Source organism: Anaeromonas gelatinilytica, from assembly GCF_016820635.1.
GTDB classification, from domain to species: domain Bacteria; phylum Bacillota; class Clostridia; order Tissierellales; family SIT17; genus Anaeromonas; species Anaeromonas gelatinilytica.
Genome location: NZ_WSFU01000108.1, coordinates 29678 through 53888, shown reverse-complemented (window position 1 = coordinate 53888; position 24211 = coordinate 29678). Strand labels below are relative to the sequence as shown.

Here is a 24211-nt window from a genome sequence, read left to right as displayed (position 1 = left end):
GGATTTGAACCCGCGGCCCTCTGGTCCCAAACCAGATGCGCTACCAAACTGCGCCACACCCCGTAAACGTGTTGCTAATTCAGTATACAAAAATTAAATTGGTTTGAAAAGTCTTATATAATCGTATTATTTTTGATTAGCTTTAGATATATCTTGATATCTTTGTTTTCTTAAGAAATTCTTAAAATTTCTATAATATTGTTTTATTGTTTAATTTCTTAGTGTATAATTATATGGGACTAATATTAATAGGGGGAAGTAATTTAGCTATGATGGAATTGATTGAGGTGTTAAAAAAGGAATTAGCAGTAATAATTTTAGGCGCTACTCCTATATTCGAATTAAGGGGGGCTATACCTTTAGGGGTAACATTAGGGTTTTCACCATTGCAAAGCACTATATTAGGAATTATCGGAAATATGTTGCCTGTGCCTTTTTTATTACTTTTACTCAGACCTGTATTTAAATTTTTAAGAAAATATGATTTTTTTGATAGAAAAATTGAATGGTTAGAAGATAGAACATTAAGAAGAAGTAGAAAAATGAAAAAATATACTATATTAGGACTTTATTTATTAGTGGCAATACCATTACCTACAACAGGGGCGTATACTGGGTGTTTAGCTGCTAGTTTATTTAATCTAAGATTTAAATTTGCCTTTCCAACTATAGTTGCAGGAGTCATAACGGCTGGTATTATTATGTATACATTAAGTACTGTTGGATTATGGATGTTTATATAATGATAAAAATAATTATCTAAGGTCTTATCTTATTTCTTGACAGGATAAATTACTTATGTTAGTATTTACTTATTAAATAAATAAGAATCTTGATTACCTTATCAAGAGTGGTGGAGGGAATAGGCCCTATGAAGCCCGGCAACCGGTATAAGAATCGGTGCTAAATCCTACAGAGTTTATACTCTGGAAGATGAGGATAAAAATATGGGAATGAAACCTCTTCTTTTCAAAGAAGAGGTTTTTTAAAATTTATTATGGGAGGAATAAATATGAGAAAATGGCTTTTTACATCAGAGTCTGTTACTGAAGGACATCCTGATAAAATATGTGATCAAGTGTCAGATGGGATATTAGATGCTATTTTGGCAAAAGATCCTGAAGCTAGAGTTGCTTGTGAGACTTCTGTAACTACTGGATTAGTATTAGTTTCTGGTGAGATTACTACTAATACTTATGTGGATATACCTAAAGTTGTCAGAAAGACCATTGAAGAAATAGGATATACGAGAGCTAAATATGGATTTGACAGTGAAACATGTTCTGTACTTACATCTATTGATGAGCAATCTTCTGATATAGCTATGGGAGTAAATGAATCTTTTGAAAGTAGAGAAGAACAAAAGAGATCTAGTGTATCAGATACTGGAGCTGGAGATCAAGGTATTATGTTTGGATATGCTTGTGATGAAACAGAGGAATTGATGCCTTTACCTATTTCATTAGCCCATAAATTAGCTAGAAGATTATCAGAGGTTAGAAAAAGTGGCAGACTTGATTATCTTCGTCCTGATGGTAAGACTCAAGTTACTGTTGAATATAATGATAATAAACCAGTTAGAGTTGATACTGTAGTTATTTCTACTCAACATAGTGATTCTGTTGAATTAAAGACTATAGAGAGTGATCTAAAGAAGTTAGTTATTAGGGAAGTAATTCCAGCGGAATTGTTAGATGAAGATACTAAGTATTTTATTAATCCTACGGGAAGATTTGTTATCGGCGGTCCTCAGGGTGATGCTGGTCTTACTGGAAGAAAGATTATTGTAGATACTTATGGTGGATATTCTAGACATGGTGGAGGAGCTTTTTCTGGTAAGGATCCAACAAAGGTTGATAGATCTGCAACATATGCAGCAAGATATGTAGCCAAAAATATTGTAGCAGCAGGTCTTAGCTCAAAGTGTGAAGTTCAATTGGCTTATGCTATTGGTGTAGCTCAACCAGTATCTATAATGGTGGATACTTTTGGAACTGGTAAAATTACTGAGGAAAAAATTGAAAAGTTAGTTAGAAGACATTTTGATTTACGTCCAGCAGCAATTATAAGAGACTTAGATTTAAGAAGACCTATTTATAAACAAACTGCAGCTTATGGACATTTTGGTAGGATTGATGTTGATTTACCTTGGGAAAAAACTGATAAGGCTGAAATTCTTAAAAAAGAAATATTAGATTAAATTTATGATGACCATATTTGAATCTTAGTAACAGGTTTAATATACTAACATATAATATATTAAACTCTTATTATTAGGGGTGAGGATATGGTCATATATATTATGTATATAGTGATTTATGTATTTTTTATATATGGAATCATTGAATTTATTAAAAATATCCTTTTGGGATATGATATACCTAAAAAAACTCATAAAATTAGTATTATAGTAGAAGATGAAAAAGAATTAGAATATATATTTTTAAATTTAAAGGATAAATTTGCCCCTATTAAAGTGTATTTAGATACTGAAGATGAAGAGCTTATGGAGATGATAAGAATAGCATACCATAAATTTAATATAGAAACTTTTGATATACAGGAATTAAAGTAAATATAAAAAATCTTCTGTGAGATACAATAATTCCCCTAGGACCCGCTAATAGAACGTACGTTCTATTAGCGGGTCTTTCTTATTCATATTTAGATTTTGTATAAGTCCAAATTTCAATAAAAAACATAAAAAATATATCATATTATTACCGGTAAATAAGAAGGGGCGCTCTTCTGAAAAGAGGGAAAGTATGTATAAAAAAGTAAATGAATTATATGAAAAAGCTAATGGTGGAGATGAGTTTGCTAAAGAGGAGTTAATAGAGAAATTTAGACCATTGATTTTATCTTCCATGAAGAGATACTATTTTAATAATCAAGAATTTGAAGATTTACTACAAGAAGGATTTGAGGTAATAATTAAAGGAATAAAAGACTTTGATAAGAAAAAGGGAGTGAAATTTCCTGGGTATTTAAAGACAATTTTAAATTTTCATTATTTAAATAAACTAAGAAATAATAAACAAATGATATCTTTAAATATGCCTATAGGAGAAGATGAAAGTATTACATTATTAGATACATTAGAATCAGAAATTGATATTGAAGAGGAATATATAAAAGATGAAGAAACTAATGAATTGTATAATTCCTTAGAGGTTTTAACTCAAAGGCAAAAGGAAATTATAATCCTTTTCTATGTTGAAAGATTAAAAATATCAGAAATTGCTGTAAAGCTTGGTATAAGTTATAGAACGGTTATAAATATAAAAGTACAAGCTATAGAAAAATTAAGAAAAACATTATAGTAAATATTCTTTATTATTTTTATATATAAATTGAAGGAGGTGATAAGGATGGCAGTAAACAGTATACTTACAGGATCTAAAGTAAAGATGGAATTGCATAATGGTCAAGATGATCAGGGGAAAGATATATTAAAGTCCAAAACTTTTTCTTCAGTAAAAACTGATGCAACTAATGAAGGAGCATATAACACAATATCTGCTCTATCAGGACTTCAATCATTACCATTAGTCTCAGTAAAGAGAATTGATGAGACTGAATTAACGATGGGTGAGTAATTAGTTGATTTAAGAAAAAGGAGGTGTGATATATGATGAGTAAGAAAATAGAGTTGATTTTTAAAAATCAAAAGGATAGAACAACTAGAATTTCTATAGATAATCCTAAGGAGGATTTAACTGAAGCAGAGGTTCAAGTAGCAATGGATAACATTATAGCCGAAAATATTTTTGATACTTCTGGAGGAGATTTAGTATCTATATCTGGAGCAAGAATAGTGACTACTCAGATTGAAGATATAATAGGTTAATTATTTAAGGGTAGACTTAAATTTAAGTCTACCTTTTTTGAAGGGAGGTTATTGGATGGAGGAGATATTTAGCCATATTGCTAATTTAGGATTTCCTATAGTTGTATCAATATTTTTGTTAGTAAGAATAGAAGCAAAATTATCTGAAATAACTAGTAGTATAAATGAATTAACAAAGGCAATATCCTCTAAATTATAAGCTTAAGAGTATATACTCTTAAGCTTACTCTACATATTCATCAGAAGAAGCCTCTTCTAATGCTAATTTAACTGATTCTATCCAATTTTCTGTAGTAATTGTAGCTCCAGAAATAGAGTCTATATCATAGGTCTGTTTTTCAATCATTTCTTCTTCCATTGTTTTTCTATAATCCATTAGATTGGGAAAAGTTTGACCATCAACTTCTTTTCCAGTCCAATTGTCATAGTCGATTTCTTTACTATCATTGTCCAGCTTTCTTAACATTATTTCATCTATTTTGCCACTTACTATTTTGACAATAGCTTCTTCTCTGCCATATTCCCAAGGCTCTGTTCTACCAGTATAAGTACCATCTTTATATGGATAGTCTTTGTGTGTTATGGTATTATCCTCACTGGTAGCAAGACCACAAGCTGCTATTAAAAATAATAAAAAAATTAGTAAAATTACGGTAAGATTCTTTTGAGAATTTTTTTTCACTTTAAACCTCCTAACAATATATATTATTATTATGGTTGCCAAAAAGAGTGGTGAGTTATTCAATTTAAAAAAGAAATTATTTTATGTTTACAAAGAACATATGTTTGGTTATAATAATTATAAAGAAAGGATGATTTGGGATGAAAGATTTAGAGAAAATGCTCAGGGGTAATCTTATTGCTATGATTCCAGTCTATGTGAAAAATGAAGGAAATTCTACAAGAATAATTTTGGAAAAATTTCAGGATATGTATATAAATAATAGAATATCTACAGTGCTTAAAGTAATTGCAAATCATTATACGGTTAACCTTCAATCTATTAGAAGGGAATATGGCAAAGGAATAGAATCAAAAAATATGGTTCCAATTCCTTTGAATAAAAGGGATGTACTGATACAAATAAAGACTCGAATTCCTGTTTCGAAGAATGATGGTTCCATAGGATATTTTAATTTAAGATATATTAATAGTATTATAGAGGAAGGAGAAAAGATTTTTATTAGAACTATTGATAATAGGGATATTGAAGTATTAAATAAAAAACGAACTATAATAAGGCACATAAACGAAGGAAAAGTTGTAAGGCAAATATACAATGAAAGATTAGGGTCATATATTAAAGAAGAATCTTTAATGTATAAAACTCCCGCTACTAAGGAAGATATTGCTTTAGTTATAAGGGAAATAGTAGATATAAAGAATAGATTATCGACGAAGAATAAGTCTCTATGATATAATAAAGAAAATTAGGGTGGAGGGTTTTAATGTGATTTCTATCCAAGGGACAGTAGAGGAAATAATATATAGGAATGAGTCAAATGGATATATAGTAGCTATATTAGAATCAGAAGATGATATAGTGACTATAGTAGGATATATTCCTGTGATGAATATCGGTGAAACTATAAGGGTTGAAGGAGAATGGGAACGTCATAAAAAATTTGGACAGCAATTAAAGGTTAAAAATTATTCCCCAGTGGTTCCAGCTACAACTAATGGGATAATAAATTATTTATCATCAGGACTTATTTCTGGAATAGGGGCAAAAACTGCAGAAAAAATTGTAGATAAATTTGGTGAATCATCTTTAGACATTATTCAATATAATCCCGATAAACTGGAAGAAATAGATGGTATAGGGAAGAAGAAGATTAAGAAAATAGTTGAATCTTATGGAGAACAATTAGAGATAAAAGAGGTAATGTTATTTTTACAGCAATATGATATAAGTTCTAAATTTGGTATTAAAATATATAAGAAATATGGAAAAGATACTATAGCAAAAGTGAAGGAAAATCCCTATAGATTATCTGAAGAAGTGTTTGGTATAGGATTTAAAATGGCTGATAAAATAGCTATGTCTATGGGTATAGATTTTAATTCTAAATATAGAATAAGAGCTGGTATAAAGTTTGCTTTAGTAAAATATTCTACAGAAGGACATACATATATATTAAAAGATATTTTAATATATAAATCTAAGAAAATATTAGGAATTTCTGAAGAAGAAATAGAAAATGGAATTACTTCTATGATTTTAGAAGACAATATAAAATTAGAAAATGTTGATGGAGAAATTAGAGTATACTCTATACCTTTTTATACGGCAGAGACAAATGTAAGTAAAAGATTAGTAGAGTTATCTATAGTGGATATGCCATCTATTAATTTAGATATAGAAAAAGAGATTCAAATCATTGAAAATAGAGAAGGTATTGATTTAGCTAATAATCAAAGGGAAGCTGTAAAGGAATCAGTAGAAAATGGCGTACTGGTAATTACTGGAGGACCTGGAACTGGAAAGACAACTACTATAAATACTATAATTAAATTATTTGAAATGGAAGATTTAGAGATTACATTAGCAGCTCCTACGGGAAGAGCAGCTAAGAGAATGAGCGAGGCTACAGGAAAAGAGGCAAAAACTATACATAGATTATTAGAATATTCTTTTGTAGATGATCAGATAGGGATGGCCTTTGGTAGAGATGATGGAACTCCTATGGAAAGTGATGTAATAATAATAGATGAAGTATCTATGGTAGATATTTTACTTATGAATAATTTATTAAAGGCAATAACTCCTGGCACAAGATTAATATTAGTAGGAGATGTGGATCAACTTCCTTCAGTAGGAGCAGGAAACGTATTAAGGGATATAATAGATTCAAAACTTATAAAAATAGTTCAATTAAATGAAATATTTAGACAAGCAAAGGAGAGTATGATTGTAGTAAATGCTCATAGGATAAACAAAGGTGAATATCCATATTTAAATAAAAAAGATAAGGATTTTTTCTTTATGCCTAGAGAAAATCCTCAAGACATACAAAGAACGATATTAGAGTTAGTGCATAGAAGATTAAGAAAATTCAATGGGTATAATCCTACAGCAGATATTCAAGTCTTAACTCCAATGAAAAAAAGTGATGTAGGTGTAAATATATTAAATGAAAAGATACAAAGTATTTTAAATCCCAAGAGTAATTTGAAGAAAGAAAGAAAACAAGGAGATACTATTTTTAGAGTTGGGGATAAGATCATGCAAATAAAAAATAATTATAGTAGTGAATGGAAGATATATGATGGAAGTAAAGTAGTAGAAGAAGGAGAAGGAATATTTAATGGTGATTTAGGAATAATCATTGCTATAGATAATGAAGAGAGTGAACTTAATATAAAATTTGATGATAATAAAGAAGTTATCTATCCTTTTAGTCAACTAGATGAATTGAGATTAGCCTATGCTACTACCATACATAAGAGTCAAGGAAGTGAATTTCCTGTTGTAATAATTCCTATATCCTGGGGTCCTCCAATGCTATTGACTAGAAATCTATTATATACTGGGATTACTAGGGCTAGAGAATTAGTAGTATTAGTAGGCATGGAAAAATATCTTGGTGCAATGATATCAAATAATAGAATAACTAAAAGATATTCTGGATTAAGTAGAAGATTAAAGGATGTTTTTGATCTATATATGAGGAGATAATATGAATATATTAGAGCTATTATTAGAATTGATTTATCCAGAAAAAAATATATGTTTTATATGCGATGAGTATTATAAAGGTATAGAAAATTATTTATGTAATGAATGTAGAAATAAATTGCCTTTTTTAGATCAAATAGTGGAAAAAGATATAATCTGTCCTTTAAAGTATCAAGGAATAGTAAAAGAATTAATATTTAAATATAAATATGGTAGGAATCCTTATTTGTATAAAATATTTGGTGAAATTTTAGTGGATTCTTATTATTCTTCTGAAATAAAAGGTATAGATATAATAGTTCCTATACCTTTGGATAGAAGAAAAAAGGCATCTCGAGGATTTAATCAATCAGAATTGTTAGCAAAATATATTTCTAAAAAAATAAATATACCAATAGATATTAAAAATTTGATAAAAATAAAGAGTACTAGAAGTCAAAGTGAACTTAGTAAAAAAGAACGAAGACAAAATATAAAAGGGGTATTTAAGGTAAAAGACAGTAAGAATTTTATAAATAAGAATATATTATTAGTGGATGATATATTTACTACGGGTTCTACATATAATGAGGCTTCTAGGGTTTTAAAAAGTGTAGGATGTAAAAATACATATTTAATAACTATAGCAACCGGAAGAAATTTATAGTAGAATGGAAAAAAGGGTATTCTGTAAATAAGGAGTGAAAAGAATGGGTGTAAGAAATTGTAACAAATGTGGGAAAATATATAATTATGATGGATTTCCTTATTGTAGTCGTTGTAGAAGGGAAGAAGAAGAATTATTTCAAAAGGTTAAAGCATATATATATAATAATCCTGATGCTACAATTCAAGAAGTTTCCGAAGAGACAGAAGTTTCTACTAAAAAAATATTGAATTATCTTAGACAAGGTAGATTAGAAGTAAAAGATGGAAGTAATTTAATATTAGATTGTGAAAGATGTGGACAAGCTATAAAAACTGGAAGATTTTGTAATAAGTGTGCATATGAATTAGGGAGAGAGTTAGTAGGAGCTATTAAAAATGATAATAAGCCTTTTAGAACTAAGAAGACTGGAAGAAATATGAATGTGAAGGACAGACGTTAAAATAATTAAATAAATATATTAAAGTTATACCTCATTATTGCCGATAATAGAGATAGAATAAATCGGTGAGATGGGGTGTTTTTATGAAAATTTTTAATAACAATAGTATAAATAAGGTAATGAATGCTTATAAGAAAACTAATAAAAATGAAGTATCAGAAAATAATAGACTTGGAAAAAAGGATGAATTTACTATATCAAAAGAAGCTAAGGATATACAAAGAGCATTTAAAATTGCAAAAGAATCTCCAGATATCCGTAAAGAAAAAGTAGAAGAGATTAAAGCTAGATATGACTCAGGTAATTATAATATTGATCCTAAAAAGGTTGTAGAAAAAATGATAGAAGATATAAAAATCAGAAATGATTATTAGTGGGAGGTTATATGAAAGACTTAGTAGATATTTTAAAAAAAGTTTTGAAAGAGGAGATATTAGTATATAGAGATTTATTAAATTTAATGAATGAAAAAACAGAGATTTTAATAGAAGGAAATATTGAAAAATTAGATAAATTAACTAATAAAGAAAATAATATTGTCAATAAATTGGGGAAATTTGACAATTTAAGAAATAAAGTAATATTTAATATTCAACATAAGGCAGGAATGAATGAAGATATAGATATATTAAGACTTCTAAAAATATTAGATGATGAGGATAAAAAAGAGGTATTTGATTTAAGAGAAGAATTTTTAGAAGTGTTATCTAAGATAAAAGATAAAAATCAGTTGAATTCTTCATTAATCAAAGATAGTTTAGACTATGTAAATTTAAATATAAGTATGTTTACAGAAGAGGAAGATGAAATAACTTATGGTAATAAAAATAAGAAGTCTACTATAAGTATATTTAATCAAGAAGCTTAAGATAGGAGGTAAGTTATGAGTACAATATTTTCAGGATTAGCTACAGCCATATCAGGATTGTATACAAGTCAAAAGGCATTAGATACAGTATCTCATAATATATCAAATGCAGATAATCCTAATTATGTAAGGCAAGATGTTATTCAGGCATCTATGAGATATTTAAATATACCAGGAGTAGGACAAATAGGAAGAGGGGTAGATATACAGGAAATAAGACAGATTAGAGATGAGTTTTTAGATATAAGATATAGAGATCAAGCAAATATAAAAGGCTATTGGGAAGCAAGAAATGATGTTTTTTCCCAGGTTCAAGAGATAATAAACGAGGTCTCGGATACAAGTTTACAAAATGTAATGGATGAATTATGGGATGGCTTTGAAGAGCTATCCAAAGATCCAAGTAATCCTATTATAAGAGGTTTAGTAAAGGGAAGGGCTACTGCTTTTGTAGACACTGTAAACCATATAAATGCTGGTATAGATGCTTTACAAATAAATTTAAATAAACAGATTGGGGATACTGTAGAAGAAATCAATGATATAGCTGAAGAAATAACTAAAACCAATAGATTAATAATGGAGGCAGAAAGTGATGGACGAAAAGCAAATGATATAAGAGATAAAAGAAACGGATTAATAGATAGGTTATCTGAATTGATAAATATAGAAACAGTCGATAAAAAGAACTCTTGTGTAGATATATACGTTGGAGGAACAATGTTGGTAAGTGGTACTGACTATAGAGAGATGGAAGCAAAAAGAATAAATAGTTCTTTTCATGAGGTATATTGGAAAGATATGCCTGGTGATATGAAGGTAGATATTAATTCAGGATATATGTTAGGTCTTTTACATGCTAGAGGTGATGTAGAAAATACTATTTTGGGAGAAAATAATGGAGCAGTTAATCCTAAGGTTGATGTTAGGGTTATAAACAAAACTGGAGATGCTATACTTACTGATTATGCTGATGAATTGAGTAAAAAGGATATAGAATCCAATATAGTAGAGGATAATAGTCCAGCGATAAATAATGTAAGTGATTTAATAGCTTATATTAAAAATGAAAATGATAGTGGAAACTGGGAAGAAGGTGCTCATAGAAAAATAGTATTGGCTTCGGATCAGAAAATGAATCCAACAGCAGAAGAATTAGAGACATTAAAGAGTTTAGGTGTGTCTGTAACGGTTATAACAAATGAAACAGATGGATGGGATGATATAGCTGCAGCTACTAATGGTAATATATTTTCTTCTGTAGATAGTAACTTAGAAATAAAAGATATAGTTCAGGAAACTACAGATTCTATGGCTAGAGAAATGGGACATATAGATGATTATACAGAAATAATACCTTCAATAAAGAAACAATTAAATACATTTGTAAATACATTAGCAAGGAACATAAATGATATACATAAACAAGGAAAAACATTATTAGGAGAGGATGGAGAAGATTTTTTTGTGCCTATTGAAGAAGGTACTGAAATTCAAGCAGGAAATATAATGTTGAATCCTAATCTAGAGAATTTAAATAATATAGCGGCATCTGAATCCGGAAAAAAAGGAGACGGGAAAATAGCTGAAGAAATAATAAAATTAAGGGATCAATATATCTTTGGTAATTTGAATGCTGATAATTTTTATAGGAATATAGTATTGGAGTTGGGTGTGGTGGCTAATGAGTCTATTGAAATGGAAAAAAGTCAAAATATAATTATAAAAAATATAGACAATGACAGAATATCTATTTCAGGAGTATCAATGGATGAGGAAATGACAAATATGCTTAAATTTCAGCATTCTTATACAGCTAATAGTAGAGTTGTAAATGCAATTGATGAGATGATTGATAATATTGTAAATAAAATGGGTAAAGTAGGAAATTAATTGATTAAGGAGAGATATAATGAGTGGATGGATAGGATTTAATACAGCAGTATCAGGACTTTTGGCTAGTCAGAGAAATTTATATACAACATATCATAATATATCTAATTCGGCAACTAAAGGATATAGTAGACAGAAGAATACTCAAGAGGCAAGAAGTGCATTAAGTATACCAGGGGTAGGGTTTTTGGGAACAGGAACAGATGTGACTGATGTAACTAGAGTAAGAAATAGTTATTTAGATTTTAAGTATTGGGGAGAACGAGCTCCTATGGGAGAGTGGGAGATTAAAGAATCAACTCTTACAGAAATACAAGAAATATTTAATGAACCTTCTGATAGTGCCATTAGACAGAATCTTGATGATTTTTTTAAAGCATTAGAAACTCTTTCTACTAGTCCTTCGGATGATTCTTATAGAGAATTAGTACAGAAAGAAGCGATGGCATTAACTAGCTATATGAATAGTACAGCAGAAAAATTATACGATGCTCAAAAAGAATTGAATTCTCAAGTATCTACTAAGATTAAGCAAATAAATGATTTAGCTTCTAGGATAAGAGGTCTTAATGAAGAAATATATAAAGTTGAGATAGATGGGAGAACAGCTAATGATCTTAGAGATAGTAGAGATTTGCTAGTAGATGAATTGTCAAAAATAGTTGATATAAATACTACAGAAGTTAATGGAAAATTTAGAGTAGATATAGGAGGTTCAACATTAGTTGACCATATTACTAATAATAAATTAAAATATCCTCCAAATTTAAAAGATAATCCTCATAATCCCAAGGAAAAATTAAATTTAGTCCAATGGGAAAATGGAAAAGATGTTAAGTTAGAAGGAGGAGAGCTTAAAGCTCTTTTAGAGGTAAGGGATGAAAATGGAGAAAACAATACATATAGAGGAATAACTTATTATATGGATAGATTGGATGATTTTGCTCAAGTATTTACTCGCAAAATGAATGAGATACATTCTTCAGGATATACTTTAGATGGTGAAACTGATATATTTATGTTTACTATAGATGGGAGACCCACATCTGATTTTACTGATTTAGATGATTTAGTGGGTCAAGTTAAAGCATATAATATATCTTTATCAGCAGAGTTAATAGGAGATTTAGATAAAATAGCAGTATCTGATAGTCCAATTAATGATGAGAAGGAAAATAATAAGAATTTATTAGAACTTATAGCAGCTAGAGATGATACTACATTTTTTAATGATACAGTACCTCAGGGGACACCAGATGATTTTATGAAATCAGTATTATCCACATTAGCGGTGGATGGAGATCAGGCAAAAAGAATGAAAACTAATCAAAAAGTAATTATTCAAGGAATAGAAAGAAGGAGAGAATCAGAATCAGGAGTATCTCTTGATGAAGAAGTTACAAATATGGTTAAATTTCAACATTCATATAATGCAGCAGCGAGAATGATAACCACAATAGATAATATATATGATGTAACTATAAATAGGTTAGGATTAGTAGGAAGATAAGGTAAGGGAGTGATATTATGAGAATTACAAATAACATGATGATAATGAATATGATGAATAATATGCATAGTAATCTTGGAAGATTAGATAAGGTTCAACAACAAATGTCTTCACAAAAGAAATTCCGGTTGCCCTCTGATGATCCGATAGGAGTGTCTAAAAGTCTTAAATATAATACAGATTTATCTAAGATAGAGCAATATAAAAGAAATGTAAATGATGCTGTATCTTGGCTTGAGATAACTGAATCATCAGTAGCTGAACTTGTCGATATTTTTCAGAGGGTTAGAGAGATTACTGTTGAAGGTGCTACTGATTCATATGGCCCTGAAGACTTAGAGAAAATTTCAGCAGAGGTAAAACAGATTAGAGAACAAATCATAAAGGTAGCAAATACTAAATATGCCAATAGGTCAATATTTTCTGGGTATAAAACAGATAAAGATGTATTAGATGAAGATGGAAATTACAACGTTAATTTAAGTATAACGGAAAAAAGTGCATATAATGTAGGTCCAGCTGATTCTATTTTAATAAATACAGTAGGAAATGAATTATTTGGACGCGTCGCTGATAGTGGGTATACAGATAATGATGCAGTTGCTGGTGAGAAATGTCAAATGTTGGAAGTTATTGATAATCTTATACAGGGGCTAGATAATGATGATAATGCGTTGATAGATAATAGTATAGCAGCTATAGATGATACTATGAAGAATCTTTTATCAATAGGAGCAGGAATAGGAGCTAAAACTAATAGATTAGATTTGAATATGAATAGATTAGAAGAACAAAAGTTAAGTGTAACTAAACTTTTATCTAATAATGAAGATGTAGATATGTCAGAAGTTATAATGAATCTAAAGATGATGGAGAATGTATATAATGCATCTTTATCGGCAGGAGCTAGGGTAATACAGCCTAGTCTTATAGATTTTCTTGGGTAATTTGTCGTATTGAAGTTAAAGAAGAGTTTTAAGGAGATGATATAGTGCCTTTACAAATAAATACACAACAAGGACAAATAGGTATAAATACTCATAATGCAAACATAGATATTAATACACAAAAGGGACAATTAAATTTGAAACAAAATCCTGCAAAAATGAATATAGATGGAGAACCAGTTCAAGTAATAATAGACCAGTATCAGTGTTTCGCTGAAGCTGGTCTTAAAAATAATACGGACTTATCTGCAGAAATGGTAGCTATAGCAAAAAGAGCTGTTTTAGAAGGTATACAACGGAGATGTGAAGAAGGAGATAGATGTGCTATGATAGGAAATAATATGCCTGATGCAATACCAGAAATTGCAGAAAATAGTATGATGGAGGAAAAAGAATTCGGAGCTGTTACTATGCCAAAATCAAGGCCTAAAATTGATGTTAAAGGTGGAATAAAAATATATTGGGAATTGGGAGGAGTAGAAGCGGAGTATGTTCCATACAAAATTAATGTAGATTATACTCCTGGTAAAGTAGATATATATATGGAAAAATGGCCTGAGATAAGTATTAATTATATAGATGAAAAAATATGATATTATTATATTATAAACATAATAAGTAAGTTCATATACTAGAAAGCAGGTGAAAATGTGATAATAAGTACAAAAAGATTTGGAGAAATAGAGATAAATGAAGAATCAATAATAGATTTTCCGGGGGGAATATTGGCATTTGAAGATCAGAAGAGATTTATAATTATAGATAATGGAGATAAGAATAATTCGTTTCAATGGTTTCAATCATTAGAAAATCCAGAACTATCTTTTGTAATAATAAATCCTTTTTTATTTAAAAAAGATTACGATATAAATATTCCAGATTCTGTAGTAAATAAATTGAAAATAAATTCTCCTAAAGATATAGCAATATATACTATAGTGGTAGTTCCAGAAGATATAAAGAATACAACTGCTAATTTATCAGGACCAATTATTATAAATTGTAAAGAAAGATTAGGAAAACAAATAATATTAGATGATAAAAGATATACTACTAAATATCCTTTATTTCAGAATCAAGGGCAGGGGGAATAAATATGCTTATACTATCCAGAAAGAAAAATGAAAGTGTCATAATAGGAGATAATATTGAGGTAATAATATCTGATATAGAGGATGGAAAAGTAAAAATAGGAATAAATGCACCGAAGGATATAGATATACATAGAAAAGAAATATATGAAGATATTCAAAAAGAAAATAAAGAGGCAGCAAATAGCAAAGAGGTAAATATTGATAAGTTAAAAGATATGTTTTTTTAAATTTTTATAAAAAGTTTTAAAAAAACACTAAAGTGTTATAAAAGACTGCCGATAATATATGTGAAGAATAAAATAAATTAATATTTTACATAACGGCCGAATGTATTATATTTGTTTATTAAATAAAAATATCCCAGGTAAGGATGCCAAAAGGGTAAAATTCAAGGAGGAATATAAAATGAGAATTAATCATAACTTAATGGCTATGAACAGTCACAGACAATTAGGAATCAACAACAACGCAACATCAAAATCTTTAGAGAAATTATCTTCAGGTCACAGAATCAATAGAGCTGGAGATGATGCAGCAGGTCTATCTATCTCAGAAAAAATGAGAGGACAAATAAGAGGACTTAACCAAGCATCAAGTAATGCTCAAGATGGTATATCTCTTATCCAAACTGCTGAAGGTGCATTAAATGAGTCTCATGCAATACTTCAAAGAATGAGAGAGCTTTCTGTTCAAGCTGCAAGTGATACAAACGAAGAAGCTGATAGAGATGCTATAGTTGATGAAGTAAATGCATTAAAAGAAGAATTAACTAGAATAGGTGAAAGTACTCAATTTAATAAGAAAGACTTATTAACAGGTAGTTTAAAAGGTGCTATAATTCATATAGGAGCTAATAAAGGCGAAAATGTTTCATTATCAATAGGAAATATGACTGCAAGTGGATTAGGTCTAAAGGATATAACTGTTTCAACTCAATCTGGCGCAGATGCGGCAATAGCAACAATAGATGCAGCTATTGAAAAATTATCTGGAGAGCGTTCAGGATTAGGAGCTCTTCAAAATAGATTAGAGCATACTATCAAGAATCTTGATAATGCATCTGAGAACTTACAATCTTCTGAGTCAAGGATTAGAGATGTTGATATGGCTGAAGAAATGATGAGTTTTACTAAGAATAATATTCTTAGCCAAGCTGCTCAAGCTATGCTTGCTCAAGCTAATCAACAACCACAACAGGTACTTCAATTATTAAGATAATTAAATAATTGATATAATATTATTAAAGTAAGGCTGACCTATTGGTTAGTCTTATTTTAATAAAGGAGGTAAATATTTATGACAACTAACTTGATAAATGATTCTCTAAATTCATTGAACGAGTATCTTGATAGACTTATACCAGGAGTAAAAAAAATGATAAAGTATTTTTCTCAAGATAAACAAGGAGAAGCTTTAAAACTATTAGTAGAAGCTATGGAAGGTATAAATTGGTGTATAGAGGTTGTAACACTTACAAAACCGACTCTAGCTACCTATAATATAAATATTGATGAAAATAAAATAAATGAAATGCTATTAGAATTTGAAAAAGCGTTAAAGAATGAGGACTATATATATTTAAATGATTTATTAGAATATGAAATGTTAGATATGTTTACTTATTGGAAAAAAGGGATATCTAATATTAGTTTCACTGTGAATTAAGCTGTAAAGTATGGCTGTATATAATATAATGATTTTACAAAAAAATATCCTGAAATATATAAATTAATTAGCTCTAATAAATATGATAGGGAGAGTATTATGAATATAAATGATGAAATATATAGAAAAAATTTAAAAAAGTTTAATGATAGATTTCCTGATATGAAAGAAAGTATGAATGAAAAAAAAGATAATATAATTGTAGATGTTAAAGAAGCAAGAAATGGTCAAAAATCCTTTGTTCTTAATATAGAAGATGCTAATGTTCATTTACATAGTAAATTTAATCCCCAGAGAGAAGCTGAGAGGTGGATTTCTGATAAAAATATAAAAAAAGAAAAAATATATATACTATTTGGATTTGGTATGATTTATCATATAAAAGAATTAATAAAAAAATTAGATAAGACAGTAAAAGTATTAGTCATTGAACCTAGCATATCAATATTTAATGAGATAATTAGAAATATTGATATAACTGATATTATAGAGAATAAAAATATTTATGTTATGTTAGGAAAAAACAATGATATATTAAAACAATTTTTAATAACAAAATTATCTTGGAAGAATTATCATTTAATAGAGTACTATTCATTTCCTGTATATAAAAAGTTTTTCCAAGAAACTGAGCAAAATGTAAAACAAGTTATTGAAGATCATGTATTTATAAGAAAAATTGATAGAAACACGATAATTAGATTTGATAGAGAATGGCAGAGGAATTTATTAAAAAATATAAGATTTGCTACAGAAAGTCATAATATAAATCAATTGAAAGGTATTTTTAAAAATAGACCAGTAGTAATAGTTTCGGCAGGGCCTTCATTAAATAAAAATGTAGAATTATTAAAAACTATAAAGGAAAAAGCAGTAATTATTTGTGTAGATACAGCTCTTAAGGTTTTATTAGCTAAAGAGATTGAACCAGATTTTATTATTACTGTCGATGGTGGAAAATTAAATTTAGGTCATTTTGATAAATTGGATTATAGTGATATTCCTTTGATTTATATTGGAACTTCCCATCCAGAAATATTGAAAAAACATAGAGGAGCTAAGATATTAGCTGATAATAACAACGGATATATTAAAGAGTTGTTTAAAGAATTTGGCAAAGATGTAGGAATTATAAAGTTAGGAGGTTCAGTAGCTTGTGTTGCTTTTAATGTTGCTAAAAAGCTTGGAGCCGATCCTATAATATTTATTGGACAAGATTTAGCTTATACAAACAATAAAACTCATGCTAAGGGGACAAAATATAGTACAGAAATTAGTAATATAAAAACTAAATATTTTAAAGTTGAAGATATAAATGGAGACAAAATATTAACAGGACATGATTTATATACTTTTTTAAAGTGGTTCGAAAATGAAATAGCAAATGATAAAAGTGAACGTAAATATATTGATGCTACAGAAGGAGGAGCTAAAATAGAAGGCACTAAAGTAATGACATTTAAAAATACAATAGAAGAATATTGTAAACAAAATATAAATATTACTGAAAAAATTAGTAATGCCTTAGATGATAGTTTTAAATTTAATAAGCAAGAATTAAAACTTTTAGTTAAGAAATTGGAAGAAATTTATAGTAATTTAGAAATAATATATAAGAAGTCTTTAGATGGTATTAATATTTGTAATAAAATAATAGAATCTTATGAAAATAGAAAAATAGAAAATGTTAATATTAAAGCTAAATTAAATAGATTAGATGACATAGATAGATACTTAAAGGAAAAAAGAGAAGAAATTAGTATGATTAATTATTTAATAGAACCTATTGTATATAGAGTTTTTATAGAAAATACACTTATTGATGATGAGCAAGATGATATTTCAATCATGAATAGATCGCGTATCTTTTATAAATCTTTATATGAATCAGTAGAATTTACATTGCCTCTTATAAAGGAAACTATAAATAATTTAATAGAACAAAAAAATGCAAAAATGATATAAAAACTAAAGAAATCGTATTTTTTGTCGATAATTTATTTAGGAATGGAAATTATATTGGAGGCGATGATTTAATGAGCGATATGTTAAGGATAACAGGGTTAGCATCAGGTGTAGATACTGAAAGTATGATAGAAAAAATGATGGAAGCCGAGAAAATGAAAGTAAATAGAGTAAAACAAGAAAAAACTTACACAGAGTGGAAGAGGGATGCATATAGAGATGTTGCAAATATGCTTAGAGGGTTTCAAGATGAATATTTTAATTTTTTAAAACCTTCTACAAACTTTAGAACTACATCTGCTTTTTCTACTTTTGAATCTATTATAAAAATGAATGGTGTAGATACAAGTGCTATAAGTATAAATCCTACTGGGAGTGCTTCTCCAGGAAATTATACTATAAGTGATATTATATTAGCTAAAAAGGCTATATGGAGTACAGATGATACTAAAAATATTTCTAATATGATTGGTACAAATTTGAATAAAGATAATTTAAAGGAAGGAAAAAGCTTTAATATTAGTCTTGATGGTGTAGAAAAAACTATAACTTTAGATAAAGATTATTCATCAGAAACTACAACTAAATTAATAGAAGACTTACAGGTAAAATTAGATAAAGCGTTTGGAGCTGGAAATATTGTATTATCAGATAATGGAGGAAATATTCAAATTGATTCTGTAGGTCATGATTTACAAATAAAAAGTACACCTCATAGATATGTATCAGATTTAGGATTTAATAATAATCAGTCGAATTCTATTTTAGGGTCTAAGAGAGATTTCACAAATCCTATAACTTTTAGTGGAAATATAAAAGTAGATATTAATGATATAGAAACTGATATAGCTATTGATATTAATGCTAATGATATCGATGAGTTTACCACACAATTACAGGATGATATTGATGCAGCATTAGGAGCAAATAAGATTAAAGTGACTAATGATGAAGATTCATTGAAATTTATATCTTATAATACGTCTGATGAAATAACATTTAATAGTGGAGAAACAGATGACGTAATAAAGAAACTAGGTTTAAAAAATGGTTCTAAAATTAAACCATTAGAAGCTACTCCAAATATGGATATATCTGAGATAGGAAAAGAGTTTAATATTAATATCGATGGAGTTGATTATCATATAGATTTAGACAGTGACTTTGAGGATGTTTCAAGTTTAGTTACAGAAATAAATTCTCAACTTTCTCATGGTTCAATTACTGCCACTGTTTTAGATGGAAAACTTTCTTTTATAGGAACTAATGGAGAAGAGATAAAGATTTCTAATAGTACTGAAACTATAGTAAATGATTTGGGATTTGAAGTAGGACAGACAAATACATTGAATTTAAATGATCAGCTTAAAGATGCTAAATTTACTCAAAATATTAACTTTGTTGATAATGAGATATCTTTTACTATAAATGATGAAAAATTTACATTTAGTGATACAGATACTATGAAAGATATTATAGAAGCTGTAAATTCTAGTGATGTAGGAGTAAAGTTAAGATATAATAGTGTAACCGATGAGTTTCAATTAGAGTCAAAAGAAACTGGATTAATGAATGATGTAACTATTAATGATGATTCAGGTAATTTTTTAGGTGAAGTTTTAGGTTTAGTGAAAGATCAAGATGCACAAGATGCTTCATTTAATTTTAATGGAGTTTCTACAACTAGAAGTAAAAATGAATTTACAATAGATGGTGTAGAATATACATTGAAACAAGAAGTAGTTGGAGATATTGATATATCTATTAATTCTAATCCTGATGAGGCTATTGAAAAAATAAAAGAATTTGTAAAACAATATAATGAAATGATTGATAAAATCAATGTGAGTTTAAGTGAAAAAAGATATAGAGATTATAGACCACTTACTGACGAAGAGAAGAAGGAAATGAGTGAAAAAGAAATTGAATTGTGGGAAGAAAAATCAAAAAGTGGAATATTAAGAAGTGATTCTATTGTGCAAAAAATAACATATGATATGCGAAGAGCTTTATATGATGATGTAGAAGGAGTAGATTTAAATCTTTATGAAATTGGAATAAAAACTAGTTCAAATTATTTAGATAAGGGAAAATTAGTTATTGATGAAACAAAATTAAGAGATGCACTTAATGATAGACCTGAAGATGTAATAGCCTTATTTACTAAGGATTCTACGGTAAGTTATGATGATACATCGAATAGAGGAGAAAGATATAAAAGTGAAGGAATAGCAGAACGATTGAATGATATTTTAAACGATAATATTAGAACTACCAGAGATGAATATGGTAATAAAGGTAGATTATTAGAAAAAGCTGGAATCGAAGGAGATATATCAGATACTGATAATATGTTAAGCGAAAAAATTGAAGATTATGAAGGTAGAATAACTACTTTACTTAAAGAATTAACAGATAAAGAAAATTATTATTATAGTATGTTTGCTAAGATGGAGAAAGCAATTCAACAAATGAATGCACAATCTGGGTGGCTAAATCAACAATTCGGATAAGGAGTTTAATTAAGGGGGTATGAACAATGTCCATTGAAGGAATAGTGGGTTCACAAATGGTTAATATTGGAGGAAGTATTAGTGAAGAAGTAAATCCTCAAAACAAACAAGAAGAACAAATAAAAACTGTAAAAATAACATCAGAAAGTGGTCTTCAAGGGGAAAAAAAGGTTAGCGAAGATGAATTGATACATGCTATTAATGCATCTAATGAGAGTTTAAAACTTTATGACAGGAAGCTTGAATATTCAGTTCATGAACAAACTAAGACTATTATGGTCAAATTAGTAGATACAGAAACAGAAGAAATAATACGAGAAATACCACCAGAGAAGATATTAGATATGATAGGGAAAATGTGGGAACTAGCGGGGCTTATAGTTGACGAAAAAATTTGAAAAAATTATATTGATTTATATATTAGGAGGAGATAGTTGTGACAATGCAGAATCCATATTCACAATATCAAAATAATTCAATAATGACATCATCTCCAGAAGAACTTACTCTCAAACTTTATGAGGGATGTATGAGATTTATAAAGGAAGCAATTATATTTGCTGAAGAAAGAAATGCAGAAAAATCTCATAATAGTAATTTAAAAGCCCAAAATATTATAAATGAGTTTATGGCTACTGTAGATAGAAATTATGAAGTAGGAGAAAGTTTATATCAATTATATGATTATATGAATAGAAGATTAATAGAGGCTAATATAGGTAAAGATGTAGAAATTTTAAATGAAATATATGGTATGGCTAAAGAATTAAAAGATACTTGGCAACAAGCTATGAAATTAGCTAAGAAGGGAAAATAGTATGGAAGAAATAAATAAGCTTATACAGATTTTAGAAAATAAAAATATTTTATTAGATGATTTTTATAGATTAACTATTGCTCAAAAGAAACTTATTAAAGCTATGGATATAGAAAAGTTAAATAGACTAATAAATAATAAGGAAAAAGTCATAGGAAAGGTCGATAATCTAGATAATAAATTTCTAAAAATATTTAATAATATTAAAGAAAAATATCAAGTTACAGATTTGATGGAATTAAATGTAGAAAAGATGTATCTATTAAGGCTTAAAGAAGTAACTAACAAATGTAATGATAAAATGATGAAAATAGTAGATTTGGACAAGAGTAATAGTGAAGATATGAAAAATAAATTTAATTATGTAAAAACAAAATTAAGGGAAGTAAAAAGGGGCAAGACTACTACTAATAAATATTATAATAAGGCTCCAAATACTGAAGGATATTTTATAGATTCAAAAAATTAATTTTGAGGCAGAGCAATCTGCCTTATTTTTGTGAAATAATAAACTATCAGATTTTTTTAAAAATAAGAAGGATTTTTATAATTAATATAGAATATTAAATAATATGTTGATATGTATAAACTTATAATATTTTTTGGAGGAGTTATTATGACTAATAGGATACCTAATTCATATGTGCTTTTATTTATAATAATAATAATAATGGGTTTAATGTCTTATATAATTCCATCAGGTACTTATGAAAGATATATAGATGAAGAGACAGGTATTACTTATGTTGTTCCAGATAGTTATACAAGGACTGAAAAATCTTCTCTTTCGGTATTTGATATATTCAATTCTATCCCTGAAGGTATGATGCAATCAGGAAATATAATAGTATTTGTATTAATTGCAGGAGGTAGTCTTGGTATTATAAATGCTACTGGAACTATTAATAGAATAATAAAAGATATAGTAATAAGATATAAAGGTAAGGAAAAGAATGTAATTCCATTGATAATGATAGCATTTTCCTTAGCTGGAACAGTGTTTGGTACCGCAGAGGAAGCATTACCTTTTTATACTATGATTATAAGTTTATCTTTAGCATTAGGATTTGATAAACTTACTGGAGTCGTAATGATTTTACTAGGAACTGGTTCTGGATTTGTGGCTGGAGTGTTAAATCCTTTTACTACCGGTATAGCTCAAAATGTGTCAGAATTACCTTTATTTTCAGGTATTTCTATAAGGATTATTTCTTATGTAGTATTTTTATCTACTGCTATTATTTTTGTATATAGATATGGAACAAAAATAAAAGGAAGAAAATTAGCTTTAGATGAAAAATATGATTCTAATAGAAATTTAAGTATAAATGATCAAATTAAATTAGATAAAAAAGATATGAGAGTTATTTTAGTTTTAATTTTATCACTTATATTTCTGTTAGTAGGAATAATAAGATTTGATTTTTATATTACTGAAATTTCAACTACTTTTTTATTAATGGGTATAGTTTCAGGATTATTAGGAGGTTTTAGTTCTGGTAGAATTGTATCAGAATTTATGAAAGGATCTTCTAATCAGGTATACGGAGCATTGATAATAGGTCTTGCTAAATCTGTAATGACGGTAATGGAAACAGGGCAAATAATGGATACTATAATATACATCTTAGCTGAATCAATAAAGGGAATTGGATCATTAGCTGGAATTATAGGTATGTTTATTAGTCAGACTATAATAGATTTATTTATTACTTCTGGAAGTGGGCAGGCTGCAGTAACTATGCCTATAATGAAGAATGTGGCAGATTTATCTGGAATAACTAGACAAACTGCTGTATTAGCATTTCAATTTGGTGATGGATTTACTAATGTAATAGCTCCCACGTCGGGATATTTTATGGCGGCATTGACTATAGGTGGTATAACATGGAAAAAATGGGTTAAATGGTTTATACCTTTATTTATAATATGGTTTATAGAGGGTTGTATATTATTGATAATTTCTAGTATAATAGGATATGGACCATTTTAAAATGAATTTATTAGGAGTAAAAATATGATAGGATTTAATAACAATGATATAGATATAGAAATATTGAAAGCTTTAGCCGATGAAACTAGAATAGATATATTAAAGTTATTAGGAAATAGAGAAATGAATGTAAATGAAATTGCTCAAAACTCTAAGGTTTCTAGGCCTACTATATCTCATCATCTTCAGATACTTAAAAGAGCTAGGATAGTAGAATCAAGAAAAGAAGGGAAGGAAACCTTTTATTCAGTGAATAATTATGTTCTTACTTCTTTAGCTCAATCAATTTTAGGATTTATTAGTTATTAATATTTTTAAAAGGGTATATA

General features: G+C 28.2%; 29 protein-coding genes and 1 riboswitch. Of the genes, 28 read left to right on the top strand and 1 reads right to left on the bottom strand.

Annotation, left to right across the window (positions count from 1 at the left end):
• Nucleotides 1-233 precede the first annotated feature (233 nt).
• From GOQ29_RS09255 to GOQ29_RS09225, 7 genes are all read left to right on the top strand, one after another.
• Nucleotides 234-743 (top strand): COG2426 family protein, encoded by a 510-nt coding sequence (locus tag GOQ29_RS09255; RefSeq protein WP_252187570.1) that lies wholly within the window; start codon nt 234-236, stop codon nt 741-743.
• Nucleotides 744-838: 95 nt separating this feature from the next.
• Nucleotides 839-940: riboswitch (SAM riboswitch) on the top strand.
• Nucleotides 941-1012: 72 nt separating this feature from the next.
• Nucleotides 1013-2200, top strand: a complete 1188-nt coding sequence (gene metK, locus GOQ29_RS09250) for a methionine adenosyltransferase (RefSeq protein WP_207750686.1) — start codon at nt 1013-1015, stop codon at nt 2198-2200.
• Between the two features lie 87 nt (nt 2201-2287).
• Nucleotides 2288-2575, top strand: a complete 288-nt coding sequence (locus GOQ29_RS09245) for a hypothetical protein (protein ID WP_203372363.1) — start codon at nt 2288-2290, stop codon at nt 2573-2575.
• A gap of 190 nt (nt 2576-2765) precedes the next feature.
• A complete protein-coding gene (locus GOQ29_RS09240) occupies nt 2766-3323 on the top strand; it encodes an RNA polymerase sigma factor (protein ID WP_203372362.1) in 558 nt (185 codons plus the stop codon).
• A 48-nt stretch (nt 3324-3371) separates the two neighbouring features.
• Entirely contained in the window at nt 3372-3599 is a 228-nt protein-coding gene (locus GOQ29_RS09235) for a DUF1659 domain-containing protein (protein ID WP_203372361.1), read from the top strand.
• A gap of 32 nt (nt 3600-3631) precedes the next feature.
• Nucleotides 3632-3850: a DUF2922 domain-containing protein gene (locus tag GOQ29_RS09230; protein ID WP_203372360.1), complete on the top strand. Its 219-nt coding sequence runs from the start codon at nt 3632-3634 to the stop codon at nt 3848-3850.
• Nucleotides 3851-3905: 55 nt separating this feature from the next.
• Complete coding sequence (locus GOQ29_RS09225; RefSeq protein WP_203372359.1) at nt 3906-4049, top strand: YvrJ family protein; 144 nt, start codon at nt 3906-3908, stop codon at nt 4047-4049.
• A gap of 24 nt (nt 4050-4073) precedes the next feature.
• On the opposite strand, the gene GOQ29_RS15065 is transcribed toward GOQ29_RS09225, so the two are convergent.
• Nucleotides 4074-4532: an FMN-binding protein gene (locus GOQ29_RS15065; RefSeq protein ID WP_203372358.1), complete on the bottom strand. Its 459-nt coding sequence runs from the start codon at nt 4530-4532 to the stop codon at nt 4074-4076.
• Between the two features lie 140 nt (nt 4533-4672).
• Between GOQ29_RS15065 and GOQ29_RS09215 the strand changes: the two genes are divergently transcribed.
• The 21 genes from GOQ29_RS09215 to GOQ29_RS09115 all read left to right on the top strand — a co-directional run bounded on the left by GOQ29_RS09215 (nt 4673) and on the right by GOQ29_RS09115 (nt 24191).
• Nucleotides 4673-5266 carry a hypothetical protein gene (locus GOQ29_RS09215; RefSeq protein WP_203372357.1) on the top strand — a complete coding sequence of 198 codons (594 nt, stop codon included), beginning with the start codon at nt 4673-4675 and terminating at the stop codon, nt 5264-5266.
• 34 nt (nt 5267-5300) lie between these two features.
• Nucleotides 5301-7529 carry an SF1B family DNA helicase RecD2 gene (recD2, locus tag GOQ29_RS09210; protein WP_203372356.1) on the top strand — a complete coding sequence of 743 codons (2229 nt, stop codon included), beginning with the start codon at nt 5301-5303 and terminating at the stop codon, nt 7527-7529.
• A 1-nt stretch (nt 7530) separates the two neighbouring features.
• Nucleotides 7531-8175 (top strand): ComF family protein, encoded by a 645-nt coding sequence (locus GOQ29_RS09205; protein WP_203372355.1) that lies wholly within the window; start codon nt 7531-7533, stop codon nt 8173-8175.
• A gap of 43 nt (nt 8176-8218) precedes the next feature.
• Complete coding sequence (locus GOQ29_RS09200) at nt 8219-8617, top strand: TIGR03826 family flagellar region protein (RefSeq protein ID WP_203372354.1); 399 nt, start codon at nt 8219-8221, stop codon at nt 8615-8617.
• A gap of 83 nt (nt 8618-8700) precedes the next feature.
• Nucleotides 8701-8991, top strand: coding sequence for a flagellar biosynthesis anti-sigma factor FlgM (flgM, locus tag GOQ29_RS09195; RefSeq protein WP_203372353.1), 291 nt, complete (start codon nt 8701-8703; stop codon nt 8989-8991).
• 11 nt (nt 8992-9002) lie between these two features.
• Nucleotides 9003-9485 (top strand): flagellar protein FlgN, encoded by a 483-nt coding sequence (locus tag GOQ29_RS09190; protein WP_203372352.1) that lies wholly within the window; start codon nt 9003-9005, stop codon nt 9483-9485.
• A gap of 15 nt (nt 9486-9500) precedes the next feature.
• Nucleotides 9501-11378, top strand: a complete 1878-nt coding sequence (gene flgK / locus GOQ29_RS09185) for a flagellar hook-associated protein FlgK (protein ID WP_203372351.1) — start codon at nt 9501-9503, stop codon at nt 11376-11378.
• A gap of 19 nt (nt 11379-11397) precedes the next feature.
• Nucleotides 11398-12888, top strand: a complete 1491-nt coding sequence (gene flgK / locus GOQ29_RS09180; protein ID WP_203372350.1) for a flagellar hook-associated protein FlgK — start codon at nt 11398-11400, stop codon at nt 12886-12888.
• 17 nt (nt 12889-12905) lie between these two features.
• Nucleotides 12906-13835: a flagellar hook-associated protein FlgL gene (gene flgL / locus GOQ29_RS09175; protein WP_203372349.1), complete on the top strand. Its 930-nt coding sequence runs from the start codon at nt 12906-12908 to the stop codon at nt 13833-13835.
• 44 nt (nt 13836-13879) lie between these two features.
• Complete coding sequence (locus tag GOQ29_RS09170; RefSeq protein ID WP_203372348.1) at nt 13880-14428, top strand: DUF6470 family protein; 549 nt, start codon at nt 13880-13882, stop codon at nt 14426-14428.
• Nucleotides 14429-14485: 57 nt separating this feature from the next.
• Nucleotides 14486-14929, top strand: a complete 444-nt coding sequence (gene fliW, locus GOQ29_RS09165) for a flagellar assembly protein FliW (protein WP_203372347.1) — start codon at nt 14486-14488, stop codon at nt 14927-14929.
• 2 nt (nt 14930-14931) lie between these two features.
• The gene (gene csrA, locus GOQ29_RS09160; RefSeq protein ID WP_203372346.1) at nt 14932-15156 is read left to right on the top strand and encodes a carbon storage regulator CsrA; all 225 of its coding nucleotides are present in this window, start codon (nt 14932-14934) and stop codon (nt 15154-15156) included.
• Between the two features lie 178 nt (nt 15157-15334).
• Entirely contained in the window at nt 15335-16147 is an 813-nt protein-coding gene (locus GOQ29_RS09155) for a flagellin N-terminal helical domain-containing protein (RefSeq protein ID WP_203372345.1), read from the top strand.
• Between the two features lie 78 nt (nt 16148-16225).
• Nucleotides 16226-16594 (top strand): DUF8042 domain-containing protein, encoded by a 369-nt coding sequence (locus GOQ29_RS09150; RefSeq protein WP_203372344.1) that lies wholly within the window; start codon nt 16226-16228, stop codon nt 16592-16594.
• A 99-nt stretch (nt 16595-16693) separates the two neighbouring features.
• Nucleotides 16694-18559, top strand: a complete 1866-nt coding sequence (locus tag GOQ29_RS09145; RefSeq protein WP_203372343.1) for a motility associated factor glycosyltransferase family protein — start codon at nt 16694-16696, stop codon at nt 18557-18559.
• Nucleotides 18560-18630: 71 nt separating this feature from the next.
• On the top strand, nt 18631-21072 hold the full coding sequence (gene fliD, locus GOQ29_RS09140) for a flagellar filament capping protein FliD (RefSeq protein ID WP_203372342.1): 2442 nt from the start codon (nt 18631-18633) through the stop codon (nt 21070-21072).
• Nucleotides 21073-21098: 26 nt separating this feature from the next.
• Nucleotides 21099-21470 carry a flagellar protein FlaG gene (locus GOQ29_RS09135; RefSeq protein ID WP_203372341.1) on the top strand — a complete coding sequence of 124 codons (372 nt, stop codon included), beginning with the start codon at nt 21099-21101 and terminating at the stop codon, nt 21468-21470.
• Between the two features lie 44 nt (nt 21471-21514).
• Nucleotides 21515-21889 (top strand): flagellar export chaperone FliS, encoded by a 375-nt coding sequence (gene fliS / locus GOQ29_RS09130; protein WP_207750687.1) that lies wholly within the window; start codon nt 21515-21517, stop codon nt 21887-21889.
• Between the two features lies 1 nt (nt 21890).
• Entirely contained in the window at nt 21891-22358 is a 468-nt protein-coding gene (locus GOQ29_RS09125; RefSeq protein WP_203372339.1) for a flagellar protein FlgN, read from the top strand.
• A gap of 147 nt (nt 22359-22505) precedes the next feature.
• Nucleotides 22506-23882, top strand: a complete 1377-nt coding sequence (locus GOQ29_RS09120; RefSeq protein ID WP_203372338.1) for a YfcC family protein — start codon at nt 22506-22508, stop codon at nt 23880-23882.
• 24 nt (nt 23883-23906) lie between these two features.
• Entirely contained in the window at nt 23907-24191 is a 285-nt protein-coding gene (locus tag GOQ29_RS09115) for an ArsR/SmtB family transcription factor (RefSeq protein WP_207750685.1), read from the top strand.
• The last annotated feature ends 20 nt before the right edge of the window (nt 24192-24211 follow it).